The sequence below is a fragment of the Pseudarthrobacter sp. alpha12b genome (assembly GCF_054130495.1).
In genome coordinates, this window is the sequence record NZ_CP196746.1 from 1,654,678 (window position 1) to 1,668,297 (window position 13,620).

Consider the following 13,620-nt stretch of genomic DNA (forward strand, 5'->3'; position numbering starts at 1 on the left):
TGTGCAACCGGAAGGCGACCGGCGAAACGCCGCAAATGACGAAGCGACGATAACCCTGAGGAAGGGCTGATTCGTCATGCCTATACGTCATTACTCGTCTACCCGCAGCAGCGCGGCACGCAAGATAGCTGCTGCCCTGCTGCCCTGCCCCTGCTTCCGCTGTGGCCGCATGGTCACCGCTGACATGAAGTGGAACGCAGACCACACCATCAGCCGCGTTGAGGCTGAAGCGCAGGGCATTCCACAGCACGAACAGGACCGGATGGTTGTACCCAACATCAGGATTCAGAAGACACAGGAATGCAGCCGCTGCTATCAGGCAAGACGCAGGGCAGAGAACCCTGAAGCATTCCGTGAGAAGTGGCGTCAAGCCAAGGCCGAGGCGTACGTACCTGCTGAACTACTGATCACAGCAGCAGTACCACCAACCACAGCGTGCAGCTACGACGCAGCACACCAGCGTGTGAAGCACTACCGAGGCTATGCGTCTAAGCACGTCTGCCCTTGCGGTGCACAGGCGCAGGAGTGGAGCTATCGCGGTGGCAGCAGCTACGAGATGCAGGGCGCACACACCAAGCGCTACAACTCAGGCAAGCAAGGCGAAGTCTTCAGCACTTGGTCAACGAACATCACAGACTACGACGCGCTATGCCGCCCCTGCCATGAGGAACGCGACCTTGGAAAAGTTCACAAAGGTTTTTTCCTAACGGCTTCCAGTGTCCCGCCGTCGGCCCCTCATTTTCTCTCCCTGACCGGCTGTCAGGAGGCGCTATGAGCTACGTAGCCATTCCTAGGCATATCTCCCCCATTCCGGCTAATACGTCCATTACAGAGGCGCACAAGGCCGCTGAGGCTATGGGAATTTCCCTCCTCCCTCAGGGTGAGCAAGTCGCCGGATTGCTGGAGGCCAAGAATGAGGAAGGCTTTCCGCTTTACCCGGAACTCGTAATTCAAATGGGAAGGCGTGCCACCAAGACCTCTTCAATTCAGGCCACGCTTCTAGGCCGCTGCTTCTCCATTCCCGGCTATCGCATTATCAGCACGGCTCAGACCGGAACGCTTTCACAGCAGTTCCTTGCCGAGCTTGGAAGTCAGCTTGAGATGGCCTATCCGGATGAGACCTCACGTCAGTTCCGCTTCTACAAATCCAACGGCTCCATCCGCATTGTGTGGGACAACGGGAGCCAGTGGAGAGCCGTAAAGCCGCAGGCAGCTGCCTTCCGTGGTTCCTACGCTGACTGCATCCTCATGGATGAAGCAGGCGAGTACGACGCGAAGACAACGGAAGACCTGCTGGCCGGTGCCATGCCGGTTCTCGCCACGCGCCCCAACGCTCAGCTAATCGTCACGGGCACTCCACCGAAGACGCGTGAAGGCCTGCTGTGGCAGTACCTACAGGCAGGCCGCAAGGGCACCGAAGACCTTGGAATCTTGGACTACTCCATGGAGCCAACGGATGACGCCACGGATGAAGCCCTGTGGCACCGCGTCTATCCCGGACTCAGCAGCGGCCTTGTCTCCCTGAAGTTCCTCAGGAAGGCTCTGGAGACTCAAGGCCTGTTGTCGTTCAGCCGTGAATTCCTTTGCCTAGATCCTGTTGCCTCTTCCCTTAGGGCCATCCCTGAGGAGGACTGGCTGGCCGGTCAGGTTCCGGATCTGCTGGCGCTGCCGAATGAAAACTTCTCCATCTCCTTTGACGTGACTCAGGACGGCTCAGCCGGTGCTGTGGCGGTTGCTTGGTACACAGCGGACGGCATCCCCAACGTCCAGATCCTTGAGCATAAGGCCGGTTATAACTGGCTTCCCGCCAGCATCTCCAAACTGCTGACGGACCACAGAGGAGCGGAGATCGGCTATGACGCAATCGGGAACAACCTAGCGGTCAACCAGACCATCCAGCGCAATCCCCGCGTACCGAAGAACAACCTCCGAGCAATGACCATGAAGGAAGTAGCTGCCGGTGTTTCCCTGTTCACTTCGCACGTTTCGGATCATGCTTTGGTGCACGCTGTAGATCCTGCCATTGACGCAGCGGTTGAAGCGGTGGCATTCCGCTACGCCGCTGATTCGCGCCTGTGGAGCCGTGGAAATTCAAACGCTGATATTTCCCCTTTGGTGGCTGCTTCCAATGCGCTCTACATTGCCGCTGGAAAGCGTCAGAGAAATGCTCACAGGCCACGTGGAGTAATGCGCTTGTAGATACACCCTTCAACTCCCTATGTCAAATTAATGGTATAATTGAATAGTTGTTTCCTCCAAGGTTCACTTACGTAACAGGCGCTTTCCGGTAATACGGTCAGCGTTAGTGGCGGGAAGTCTCCAACCAGCTTCCCGCCGCTAGAACAACCGGCCTTAATTGCCAAGTCAAATAACAAATCAAAGCAGTACCTGAAGTGCGTCCACTTCAGTTTTCGTTATTTGACTTGGAGTTCAATTGGGTATTTTCAGCAGGGCACAGAAGGTAGCGGCATACAGCCCTGCCACTGGTTACTCCGCATCCCCGGATATCACCGGTCTTTTCTCGCCTTCAACGCTTGCTCAGGCAATCTTTCCTGACGTTGATACTTCGCTCTTCCCGGTAGATCGAGCCGCTGCTCTCTCCGTTCCCGCCGTTGTTCGCGGCCTCCAGATCTTTTCTTCCCTTGGTTCCCGTCTTCCCCTACTGGCTACCGACACCAACGGCAACCCTGTTGACCTGCCGTGGCTTACCACCACTGAAGGCGTCTACTCCCCTGCCAAGCGTCAGGCTTCCGTTATTCAGGATCTGATTCTTGAGAACCACGCTGTACTCAAGGTTGAGCGCGACGCTAATGGATTCGTCACTGCTGCCGCTCACCTTCCCGTTGGAATCTGGGCAATTGACGCTGACGGATATATCACCATCGATAACAAGCGCGTCAACCAAGACAGCGTTCTCTACATCCCGTCTCTCATGCCTGCCGGATTCCTTGAGACCGCCAAGGATTCAGTCCGCCAGTACCGCAACATCACGCAGACGATCAACAACCGCACGGCTGTTCCGGAGCCTGTAGTACTCACCAAAGAGACTCAGCCGCTGGAAGCTACGGCTGAAGAGATCGATGACATGCGTGCGCAACTTCAGGACTCCCTGACAAACAAGCGCGGCGGCATGGTGCACGTTCCTTACGGTCTGGACATCTCCGGATTCGGCGCTACCGATTCCTCAAACTCACTGATGATTCAAGGCCGCGAAGCTCTCCGCAAAGACCTAGCGAACTTCCTTGGAATCACAGTTGGACTTCTCGACGGAACTAACGGCGATTCGAACACTTACAACAATGCCGTTGATGAGCGCAACGAATTGCTTGAGCTTTCCCTGAAGACATGGACGGAAGCAATTGCTGACCGCCTTTCACAGGATGACGTTACGCCTCCGGGAATCAAGGTCTCCGTTGACTATTCCTCTTTCCGCACATCCGTTGCCAAGGGGAACTCTGAAACTCCTATCACTGAGGTAACCAATGACTGAAAAGTTTTCTCTAGGTCAGCTTGTCAGCTTCTCCGAAAAGCGCGGAACACTCCGCTACAAGCTCGCACCCTACAACGAAAAGGCACGCGACCGAGATGCAACCTTCCCGGAAGGAAGCATTGACTTCTCAAACGCAGAAGGCGCAATTGTCAACGTTGAGCATGATCCATTCCGTCCCATTGGAAAGCTTTCCGATTTCGAATCAAAGCCTGACGGACTCTACGCAACTGTGACTCTGGCGAATACCACTCTTGGCCGTGACATTTTCACGGAAGCCAAGGAAGGCCTTCGTACCGGAGTCAGCATGGAGCTTTCGGAAATGACTCCCACTTCCGGAACCATCACCAGCGCTGTCCTATCCGGAGCCGGAATTGTGGTCAATCCCGCTCTTGGTTCCGCTCGCCTTATTTCCGCTTTCTCCGAGGACTCAACTCCAGAGGAAGAAACCACAAGCCCCTCTGAACCGGAACAGCCGGAAGAGGAAATCACCGCTGAGGCAGAAGCCGAAGCAGAAACCCCTACAGAAAGTGAAGACGAAATGTCTGAAACTCCCGCTGCTGTTCCGACAGCTACAACCAAGAACTTCGCAAATCAGAGCCTCCGTGAAGTGGCTTCTGTTTTCGCATCCCGTGATGCCCGTCTTGTTTCCGCAATGGAAGATGCTGGCGCACTTGGTGAGAACCAGCTATTCGCGCTGACCAACATCACCAACACCGCACACAAGGACAACGTTGAGCAGCCTGCTTGGCTTGGCGAACTGTGGAGCGGTAAGGACTACCAGCGCAAGTATGTTCCGCTCGTTGGCTCCGGCTCCCTGACCTCTTGGAAGGTTGAGGGCTTCAAGTGGACCGCTCTCCCCACCGTTGGCGACTACGCAGGCGATCTTGCCGACATCCCTTCAACCGGTGCTACCAGCACTTACTACTCCACCGAGGCATCCCGCCTTGCCGGTGGCGTGAAGGTTGACCGCAAGTTCGTTGACTTCGGCAACACCGACACCATTGCTTCCCTGCTCAAGGGCGCTGCTACGGACTACGCACGCAAGTCCGATGCGAAGGTCATCAACTTCATCAAGGCCAACGCTCAGGCTGTCTCCGCTGGCTCTGTTCCTACCGGTGTAGCTGCTGCCGCTGCCAAGATCGTTGACGGCTCCCTTGCCATGATCGACTTTGCAACTCCGTCCTTCGCCATCGTTGGAACCGCTGCTTACCGCGATCTTCTCCTAACCAAGGAGAACGACAGCCTCAAGTACCTTGAGTCTTCCCTTGGACTTGAGGACGGCTCCCTTGCTGGCTTCAAGATCATCCCTTCCGCAGACGTAGCCGCTAACGATGTCTACGTTGGCGCTCGTGAGGCTGTGACCTTCTACGAACTGGGCGGCTCCCCTATCCGCGTTGAGGCAATCGACGTGAACAAGGGCGGCTTCGATGAAGCTCTCTTCGGCTACTACGCACTCGTTCTCAACGATGCACGCGGTCTCAAGAAGGTCGGCTAAGGCCTAAAAAATTTGTCTCGCTTATTGCGAATGACACTCAATCTCAGAAAGGGTAGGCATGTACTGGAACTTCGGAAGTAATGACTTCGTACTCTCCGTGTGGCCGGAAGCGCCTGTTGATGATCCGCTTTTCGGAGTCATCATGGCCACCGCCAACAGTCTTTGTGTTGCGTACGCGCCTGCCCTTTCTGAGGATGCGGCAGTGCCTGAGTCATGGCGACTGGCTGAAGCCATCACCGCCCGTGACATCTGGTCAAAGATGGCCGGTGGCAACCGTGAGGAAATCGGGCCTGACGGTCTGACTATCCCTACGGCTCCGCTCATCTGGCTTGCTCGTGACCTGCTCCGTCCTAAGACCTCTCCTCTAGGGAGGCTCCGTTGAGCACGGTCAGCGAACAGGTAGCAGCACATATCGGAACCGATAACCCTACGTTCCTCATGAAGGGCTTTCCGGCCTCCACGCCGGACAACATCCCAACGGGGAAGGTAGCGGTTCACGTTTACCGAACCGGCCTCCGCAAGGCCTCCGCAAACGTCATTACTCACTCCCTCATCATCCGCGTGATGGTTCCCGGCACTAATCCGGAAGCCGCTGAAGTCCTGCTTGAGAACGCTCTAGAAGCCGTCCTGAAGCGCGTGGAAACCTTTGCCGGTCTCCGCTGGTCAGAAGGCGAACGCTTCAGTCTTGAGGACAAATTTCACGCCTACGACATCACGGCGGAAGCAGACGCAGTAAACGCGTACCGCCCATCTCATCAAACCTCTTAATCCCTGAAAGGGAAATGCAATGCCTTCAACACCGCACAAAGTCCTAAATATCGCCACAGAGAGCGTAGTTATCGATGGCGTGGATTACTCCGACGCTATTACTTCCGCTTCGCTTTCCACTACTTCCACCGACACAACTTGGATTCCGGTTTCCGGAAACGTCCAGACTTCTACCGGTGCGCTCGTCTGGTCCGCTTCGCTTGAGTTTGGTCAGGATCTTACGGCCAACACCACACTTACAGCCAAGCTGATTTCCCTTCACGGCACACAGAAGACGGTTGTCATCAAGCCAACAGGCACCGCTACACAGAGCATCACCTTCACGGCAACGCTCAAGGCTCCAACCGTCATCGGTGGTGGCGTTGGTGTGGCTACTACAACCGCTGAGTTCCCCGTCAACGGACAGCCAACGTTCCTCTACGGAGTCTAATTCCGTGAAGTTCTACGTCAGTGGGAAGGGCCTCAATAAAGCGGAACGTCTATTCAGACAGCTACCCAAAGAGCTAAAGAATGACATCCGCCGCTACCAGCGCTCTGAGGTCCTTCCCATCTGGCGAGAAGAGATAAACAAGCGCAAGGACATAACTCCTCTAGCTTCCCGCGTGTATAAGTCCGGAATTGCAGTCAAGACCGGAGCCAATATCGTTCTCACGGCTAAAGGCTCTTCCAAGAAAATCGGCAAGCGAAACATCCCGCAGAACGCTCTTTTGGGCGCGGCTGAATTTGGCTCCACTCCGGAGAACTACACCAAGTATTACCGCAAGTCCCCCAAGGGCAGCAGGCACACCGTTACCCGCCGAACCCGCGCAGGACTTCCCCACCACCGCAAGGGCGGCTATGTCGCTGTACCGGCTTCTAAAGCTGCTATCAGCCGTATCCAGTCCCTCACAGTACAGACCACAATCCGCAGGCTCCACGAAGCCGCAGAAGGGTAAGCAATGGCCGGATCACGTCCCATTGAAACCGTCATCACAACAGATGTGGATGACGTTATTAAGGGTGCCGAAAAGGTAGCGGACTCTTTTGAGGATATTCAGGATTCACTCAAGGACACCGCCAAAGCCAGCGATAAGGCATCGGATCAAATTTCGGATGACTTCAAGGAAGCTGCCAAAGACGCAGACACCGCAGCAAAGAACATTGACCGTGACCTGACGCAGGCTCTCAAGGAAGTTGAGAACAAGGCGGACGGTACCGGAAAGCGTATGGGCGACTCCTTCAAGGACGGCTCAGCCAAGGCAGGCGAAGGCCTGAAGGATCTGAAGGATGAATCCAACTCCACAGCAAAGGAAGCAGCTGCCTCCTTTGATGGTTCAGCGGAATCCATTGCTGACGCTTTTCAGGAGGTAGCTGCCAACGCTCTTGGTGGCTTTGGTGCCCTTGGTGCCGGTATCGGCCTTGCCGCTGCTGTCGGTATCGGTATTGCCATTGCCAAGATGCAGGAGCTAGCTGATGCCAACAATGAGGCCAAGGAAAAGGCTGCTGAGCTAGCGCGTGAAATTTACGACGCTGGCGGCAAGCTGGATGACGCTGACATTGCGGAGAAGATCAAGGACATTGCCTTTGCTCTCGCTGAGGAAGACAACCCTTGGACTCCATGGGCCGACGAAGCGAAGACCAATATTGAGCAGGTCCGGGACGCTACAAAGGGTCTAAGCGACGACCTCGCAAAGGACATCTTCAAGGGCCTTGCCGGTGACGTTGGAGCCTCCCAGAGGGCCTACGACGTTCTTACCAAGTCCATTGAATCCAACCGCGACGAGGCGAACCAGCACCGCACGGTTCTAGAGGATGGCCGCGTTACTTTCAACGAGCAGGGCAAGGCTCTTATCGCCAACGCCGATGCCATGGACAAGCAGCGCGAAAAGCTCAAGGAAGCTACCGGCGCTTCCGAGGACGCTTCTGCTCAGGCGGAGTACTACACGGACGTTATGGGGGAATCCTCTGAAGCCGTTGAGAAGCGCAAGGCAGCGGAAGACAGGCTTCTCGCCACGCAGAAGGACCGCATCGACGCTCAGAACGCGCTTGATGAGGCCACGAAGGACGGCATTACCAGTGAGCTTGATTATCTGGATTCCGTTGACAATATGAACGCCAAACTCAAAGAGAATGGCAACACGATGGATTCCAATACGGCAAAGGGCCGTGAGAACCAGCGTGCCGTAATTGAGCTTACGGACAATATTGAGGCTCAGGCTAAGGCTGCTCTAGATCAGGGCCAAAGCGTTTCAGATGTAACAGCAAAGTTCAATGCCCAAAGGGATGCACTGATCAATCAGCTAATTCCTGCTTTTGGTGGTTCCCGTGAGGAAGCAGCAAAGTACGTCGATCAGGTTCTTAGGATTCCGGGCAGGGTTTCAACTGACGTAATCGTGAACGATCAAGAAGCTAGAAACAAGCTGGACGCTCTGACAAAAGCGCGTACGTCTCCGCTCCAGATTCTTCCTGACGGTTCCGCCGTTGAGAAATGGTACATGAGCCAGCAAGGCAAAAAGATTTTCGTTGAATTCGCACCGAGAGGGGGCGGGCAGGCTGCTGCCTTGCCATAAGCCATGACCACATTTACAGCAACTCCTGACAACTCAACCGGTGCCGTTGTCCTTGAAATCACTCAGAACGCATCGGTTCAGAGCATTACCCGCTCCAACAGCAACGGCTTCTCCAGCGTGCGTATTTCAAGCGGACAGCTACCTTCCCCGTCAGGCGGTAAGACCATCGTCACCGACTATGAAGCCGCACATGGCCTGAACGTCTACACGGTCACCACTACCGCTGAAACACTCAGCCAGTCCGCAACGCTCACCATTGATAAGCCGTGGCTGCTAGTGCCGATTGCCCCGAACTATTCGGAGCAGGCCGAGAGCATCGTCAACTACTCCGCAGGACGCGAAACCAACTCCACCGTCCACAACATCATTGGCCGGTCAGACCCCTTGGTTGTTATCGGCAAGCTTGGTTCCCGTACCGGAATCCTTGAAATCTGGACCACCAGCCTTGAGGACGCCAGCCGCCTTGTCCGTGTCTTTGACCGTGGAGAGGCTGTGTTGCTCAAGCAGGCCGTATCCGGAATGGATATGTACTTTGCCGCCAACTCCCTTGACGTGGACCCATACGCAGTCTCAGGACCGGAGAACACCCGCTACAAGCTGACCGTCAGCTACACGGAAGTTTCCCGTCCCTACGGCAACCTTGCTGGCGCTCTTGGCTGGACGTTCGACGCTCTCGCCTCTCAATACCCCTCTTTCGACGCCGTGACAGCGGCCTACGCAACCTTTGATGACCTCACGATTGGGGACGCCCGATGACCACCTATCCTTACGCCATTGATGCCGAAAACCGCATCCGCTACTCAGCACGCCACATCATCACGGCAACCGCCTATCCGCAGGGCGCTGATCCTGTTGAGCTTGATGTGGAAGACGGCTCCGTTGAATTTGACGACTCACGTGCGCCCCGCATTCAAGCGACCCTCACGTGCACCATTCCGGCTGACAAGGCCGTGCTTGACACTCTGGATGCTCGCAAGACGTTCCGCGTGAAGATCTTTGCCGGGTACAAGTACGACAGCAACGAAGAGGACGTTCATCTTCTCGCTGACCTCCACGTACGAAGCCGCGAAATCCGCAGACCGTCTAACCGCATGATCCTTACGTGCTGGTCCGATGAAGGCCTTGCAATGGATTACAAACGCATGGCTTGGGACAGTCAGCCGCCACAGTCAAACCTTATGGACGCGGTTGCCTACCACGTGACGCGGTCCACCATCGGAAGCACTACACCTGCCGTTTCATCCGACTACACACCGAACTTCGGTGCAGCAGCCGTGGCCGGTCTGGTGCAAGATCCGGGGCAGGATTCATGGTCATTGATCCATGAGGCCGCAGCACGTGCCGGTGTGTCGGTCTACTGCGAATCTGACCGCACGTGGCGAATTGCCACGCCTCAGGCTCTCTCCGGTGATACAGCCCTTAACTTCACCACTGGCGGTGGCGGAATCATCATTGAATCCAACTCCGTCTACAGCCGCGAAAACTTCAACAACGCGGTCTGCATCAAGTACGCGTGGCGTGATGCCAACAACGTCGATCAGGTGGTGTGGGGCAACGCCTACATCTCTACCGGCGAGTTCTCCACTGCCGCTATTGGCTACAACTCAGCCTTCGTGGAAAGCGACATTCCCGCCAGCCAGACGCAGGCCAACAACGCCGCAGTAGCACGGTTGCTGGCGCTTTCCCGCCGTGGCCGCAGCTTTGTCTTGAACTCCGTTTCGGCCTATTGGCTCCGTCCCGGCATGACCGTTACCGCAACCCTTCCTGAGGGTGACCAAGAACGGCTTCTCGTCTCCGCTGTCTACTTCAACTTCCCATCCGGCTCCATGTCCGTCCGCCTTCGCCAGCCCGAAGACGTAGCAATCTCCACAAGCAAGTAAGAAAGGCCCTCCCATGCCATCAACCCTCAAGTACGGAATCACTTACCCTTCCGGCACAGTCGCACCAAACGTCCCTATCGTGATGCAGCAGCAGGCCGAATCAGTAGATGCCGCCATCGGCAAAGCTGCTGGCCTCAAGCACGCTGAGTTCACTGGCCCTACTCAGTTGAGCAATGCCAACGTAGGTATCACTTTTGGCACGCTTTCTGCTGATGCCACGAAGACCGTCAACAACACCTTTGCTGTTGGTGGAACCGGAGGACAGATCACCATGAGCGAGGCAGGCGTCTACATCATCACCTCCATGGCTACCCCTGATTCTGATCCGGGCAACGTCCACATGTGGGCAACCTCTGCCGGTGTGCTGGTGGCCTCTGAAGCACATATCAGCTACGGTTCCAACCTCCACACCATTTGCTTTACTTTGCGCCTCACACAGGGCGCAACGCTGGCGCTCGGTGTAACGACGGCAGTAACTCGCTACATCGATACCCGGGTAAAGATCACCAAGATTCAGAACGGTTAGCAAGACCCCGCTTCGCAGGAGGCGGGGTTTTTGCTGTGTAGGTTTGGAGCATGGAATTTCTATTGCCGCTTCTCGGTGGTGCCCTTGGGGCCGCCTTGATCAACGGAATTATTGCCCTCTACAAGCTGAATCGGGACAAGTCCGATGAACACGATAAGTGGTTGCGGGACAACAAGCAGGAAGCCTATGCCCGTTTTATCTCCGCTGTTGTTGAGGCTTCCCTGACCCTGGGTCCCGACGACAAAGCTCTAGCCGCTCAGCAAAAGGCAGCCGTTGCACTCAGTGAGATCAGGTTGATCGGACCTGCGAATGTCAGAGATGCCGCGCTCGTACTCACCAGACTCTCTGGCACGATGTTTCGGCTCGCGTCGGAACGACGTCAGATGATGCCCGAATTCGATGCCAACAAAAGCAAGATCGAGGAAGCCGACATGAAAATGTCAGCGGCCATTGCCGAACTTCCTGATCTCACAGAAGCTTTCGTCTCCGCAGCGCGTTTGGACATCAAAACAGAGGCAAAGGATAGATAGAAACCGGAGCGGTCGGGCTTGTGTAGCTTAAGGATATGGATGCGGAGACAGTCAGACTGTTAGTAACAACAAGCGGAGTTGTGATTGCAGGCTTAGGCGGCGCAGGGGTAACGGCATTTGTAAACCGGAAGAACGTTCAGGACGCTCATAAGGCGGAACGCAGTCTCTGGGAGCTAACGAAACGTAATGAGCAGGAAGAGGCGTTGAAGTCCAAGAAGGAAGAAATCTACATCAACTTCCTCGTCACGCTCGATCGCTACCAGTCACTATTGAACCGAGCCTTGTTCAACGCTCCGAAGATGTGGGACGAAGAGGAAATCTTTCAGCAGAGGCAAGAGCTGCAAGCCTTGATGAACACGGCCGACCTCCTGAACGGTACGGAAGAAGTCGTTGGGGCGATGAACAACATGCTTTCAGCCACCACACGCTTCATGCTTCCTATAGAAGATGCCATAAATGCGAAGCGACCTGCTGAACAGGGATCAAAGCTCATAGACCTGACGAATCAGGTCACCTCTGCGAAGGCAGCACTTGTGATCTCCATGCGCAGCAGTTTAGGTCAGTACCCAGAGGGCCTAGCCGAAGCCATCCGATTACGACGAACGGAAGGCATCAAGCCGTAGCACTATTTGGAACTGCCAATCAGTTGGTGTGCCCGTCGCCCCAGGTTTTGGAGTCCCTGTCAAAGCGGCGGGTGGTGGAACCGAGCCGGAAGGAAGCTGTTGCCACTCCCCCTGGCGTGGTGGAACTGGTTATCTCGGTGGCCACGAAGCCCCGGATGGTGATCGATTCGCTCATGTCTACGTCCTGTCTGGATGGTGGCGCCTGTAGCAGGCATGACCAGCATCGCGCCGGATGCCACCGGGCAGGAGGCATGGGTTTCCGTATGTGGACAACAGGCGCCGGCACGGCACGTGTGGAGGAGCAGTGGCGGCCGGATGACGCCGCCGGCACCCCGGGCAATGTAAACTTTTTGAGGCGCCGGCCTGCAGGCCGGAAGCCGACGCCTCAGTAGCTCAGGGGATAGAGCAGCGGCCTTCTAATCCGCCGGTCGGGGGTTCGATTCCCTCCTGGGGCACATTGATGGCAGCGCCCCGGTCTTCGGACCGGGGCGTTGTGCGTCCCGGTTACGTGTGAAGCCGGTGCGGAGCTTCCACGAGGGACCGGATCACGCTGCCGGCAGCCCCCAGCAGGGCACCGAACTCCCCCACGGCGGACACTGTTACCTGTTCCGAGGCATACTTGCCCGGCGCGTATTTCTGCAGGCTGTCCAGCAACGGGGCACGCAGCCAGGGTTCAAGCACGGCGAAGTGGCCACCGAGGACCACGGAATCGATGTTGACCACCCGCGACGTCGCGGCGAGCGCTATGCCCAGGCAGCGGCCGGCACGTTCGACGGCGGTTACGGCATTGGGTTCCCCGGCCTCCAGCGCCTGCAGGAGTGCGGACATGGTGGCAGAGCGTGAACCCCCATCAGTGGCCAGGCCGGCGGCGGTGAAAATGGCGTCCTGGCCGGCCACCGTCTCCAGGCAGCCGGTGCCCCCGCACGAACAATGGCCGCCGTCGGGGTCCACCACGATGTGTCCCACTTCCCCGGCATGGCCTCCGGGGCCGGTGAACAGCTCCGAGCCGATGACAATCCCGCCGCCGACGCCCACCTCGCCGGAGACGAACAGGAAGTTTGATGCCCCGTCCGGCCGGTGCCGCAGTTCGGCAAGGGCCGCCGCATTGGCCTCGTTGAACAGGGCAACCCCCAGGGGGGCTTCGGGCAGCAGGGCGTCGAGATCGAGCTCCACATTGACCCAGCCCAGGTTGGGGGCGGTCAGCACCCGCGTCCCGTCCGGGTCCACCAGTCCGGGCACTGCAAGTCCTCCGCCCAGGACCTCGACGCCCCGCTCTCCCGCTGTACTCCGTACCCTGGCGCCCAGGACTGCGAGCGCTGCCAGCACTGGCCTGTCAGGGCTGTTGCGGTTATCGCGGTCCTGCACCTCGCGGAGAAGCACTGTTCCGGCCAGGTCAACCACAGCCGCGGAGATGTAGTCGACGTTGATCTCCATCCCCATGACCGCGCGGCTGGGGCTGAGCTCCAACCCCACTCCCGGCCGGCCACGCCCTTGCGGGTTCAGGCCGATCTCGCGGATGATCCCAGCATCCAGGAGGTCCAGCACCAGGCTGGATACCGACGCCTTGGTCAATCCGGTGGCGCCGGCAATCTGGGCACGGCTGGGATGGGCGCCGGGTGGAAATTCGGCGATCGCGCCCAGGACCAGCGCGAGGTTGCTGCGCCTCACATCCCCCACGCTTCCGGGGGCTGCGCCTCCGGGCCCCGCCACTGCAGGCGCCGGCATCACCATCACAAAGCTCCTCGGTTAGATGCGTCCG

Annotated in this window: 14 protein-coding genes, 1 tRNA gene and 1 pseudogene; 14 read left to right on the forward strand and 2 right to left on the reverse strand. The window is 57.2% G+C overall.

Annotation, left to right across the window (positions count from 1 at the left end; genetic code table 11):
- The first annotated feature begins 184 nt into the window (after window positions 1-184).
- The 13 genes from ACTAQI_RS07495 (at window position 185) to ACTAQI_RS07555 (ending at window position 11,861) form a co-directional block, all read left to right on the forward strand.
- The gene (locus ACTAQI_RS07495; protein WP_457950417.1) at window positions 185-775 is read left to right on the forward strand and encodes a hypothetical protein; all 591 of its coding nucleotides are present in this window, start codon (window positions 185-187) and stop codon (window positions 773-775) included.
- Window positions 772-2,199: a hypothetical protein gene (locus tag ACTAQI_RS07500; RefSeq protein WP_457950418.1), complete on the forward strand. Its 1,428-nt coding sequence runs from the start codon at window positions 772-774 to the stop codon at window positions 2,197-2,199. Before ACTAQI_RS07495 ends, ACTAQI_RS07500 begins: the two co-directional genes overlap by 4 nt.
- A 235-nt stretch (window positions 2,200-2,434) precedes the next feature.
- Window positions 2,435-3,490, forward strand: coding sequence for a phage portal protein (locus tag ACTAQI_RS07505; protein ID WP_457950419.1), 1,056 nt, complete (start codon window positions 2,435-2,437; stop codon window positions 3,488-3,490).
- Window positions 3,483-4,985, forward strand: a complete 1,503-nt coding sequence (locus ACTAQI_RS07510; protein WP_457950420.1) for a phage major capsid protein — start codon at window positions 3,483-3,485, stop codon at window positions 4,983-4,985. Before ACTAQI_RS07505 ends, ACTAQI_RS07510 begins: the two co-directional genes overlap by 8 nt.
- Window positions 4,986-5,363: 378 nt before the next feature.
- Window positions 5,364-5,753: a hypothetical protein gene (locus ACTAQI_RS07515; protein ID WP_457950421.1), complete on the forward strand. Its 390-nt coding sequence runs from the start codon at window positions 5,364-5,366 to the stop codon at window positions 5,751-5,753.
- 19 nt (window positions 5,754-5,772) lie between these two features.
- Window positions 5,773-6,183 carry a hypothetical protein gene (locus ACTAQI_RS07520; RefSeq protein ID WP_457950422.1) on the forward strand — a complete coding sequence of 137 codons (411 nt, stop codon included), beginning with the start codon at window positions 5,773-5,775 and terminating at the stop codon, window positions 6,181-6,183.
- Between the two features lie 4 nt (window positions 6,184-6,187).
- Entirely contained in the window at window positions 6,188-6,688 is a 501-nt protein-coding gene (locus ACTAQI_RS07525) for a hypothetical protein (protein ID WP_457950423.1), read from the forward strand.
- 3 nt (window positions 6,689-6,691) lie between these two features.
- On the forward strand, window positions 6,692-8,302 hold the full coding sequence (locus tag ACTAQI_RS07530) for a hypothetical protein (RefSeq protein ID WP_457950424.1): 1,611 nt from the start codon (window positions 6,692-6,694) through the stop codon (window positions 8,300-8,302).
- Window positions 8,303-8,305: 3 nt separating this feature from the next.
- Window positions 8,306-9,058: a hypothetical protein gene (locus ACTAQI_RS07535; RefSeq protein ID WP_457950425.1), complete on the forward strand. Its 753-nt coding sequence runs from the start codon at window positions 8,306-8,308 to the stop codon at window positions 9,056-9,058.
- Window positions 9,055-10,182, forward strand: a complete 1,128-nt coding sequence (locus ACTAQI_RS07540) for a hypothetical protein (protein WP_457950426.1) — start codon at window positions 9,055-9,057, stop codon at window positions 10,180-10,182. The genes ACTAQI_RS07535 and ACTAQI_RS07540 overlap by 4 nt, the downstream gene beginning before the upstream one ends.
- 13 nt (window positions 10,183-10,195) lie before the next feature.
- A complete protein-coding gene (locus ACTAQI_RS07545) occupies window positions 10,196-10,708 on the forward strand; it encodes a hypothetical protein (protein ID WP_457950427.1) in 513 nt (170 codons plus the stop codon).
- Window positions 10,709-10,758: 50 nt separating this feature from the next.
- Window positions 10,759-11,238 (forward strand): hypothetical protein, encoded by a 480-nt coding sequence (locus ACTAQI_RS07550; RefSeq protein WP_457950428.1) that lies wholly within the window; start codon window positions 10,759-10,761, stop codon window positions 11,236-11,238.
- 35 nt (window positions 11,239-11,273) lie between these two features.
- The gene (locus tag ACTAQI_RS07555; RefSeq protein WP_457950429.1) at window positions 11,274-11,861 is read left to right on the forward strand and encodes a hypothetical protein; all 588 of its coding nucleotides are present in this window, start codon (window positions 11,274-11,276) and stop codon (window positions 11,859-11,861) included.
- Between the two features lie 22 nt (window positions 11,862-11,883).
- Here the strand turns inward: ACTAQI_RS07555 and ACTAQI_RS07560 are convergent.
- A pseudogene (locus tag ACTAQI_RS07560) lies at window positions 11,884-12,036 on the reverse strand (single-stranded DNA-binding protein); the annotation flags it as partial.
- 207 nt (window positions 12,037-12,243) lie between these two features.
- Between ACTAQI_RS07560 and ACTAQI_RS07565 the strand changes: the two are divergent.
- A tRNA-Arg gene (locus ACTAQI_RS07565) sits at window positions 12,244-12,316 on the forward strand.
- 49 nt (window positions 12,317-12,365) lie between these two features.
- Here ACTAQI_RS07565 and ACTAQI_RS07570 read toward each other — a convergent pair.
- The gene (locus ACTAQI_RS07570) at window positions 12,366-13,592 is read right to left on the reverse strand and encodes an ROK family protein (RefSeq protein ID WP_457950430.1); all 1,227 of its coding nucleotides are present in this window, start codon (window positions 13,590-13,592) and stop codon (window positions 12,366-12,368) included.
- Window positions 13,593-13,620: the final 28 nt, after the last annotated feature.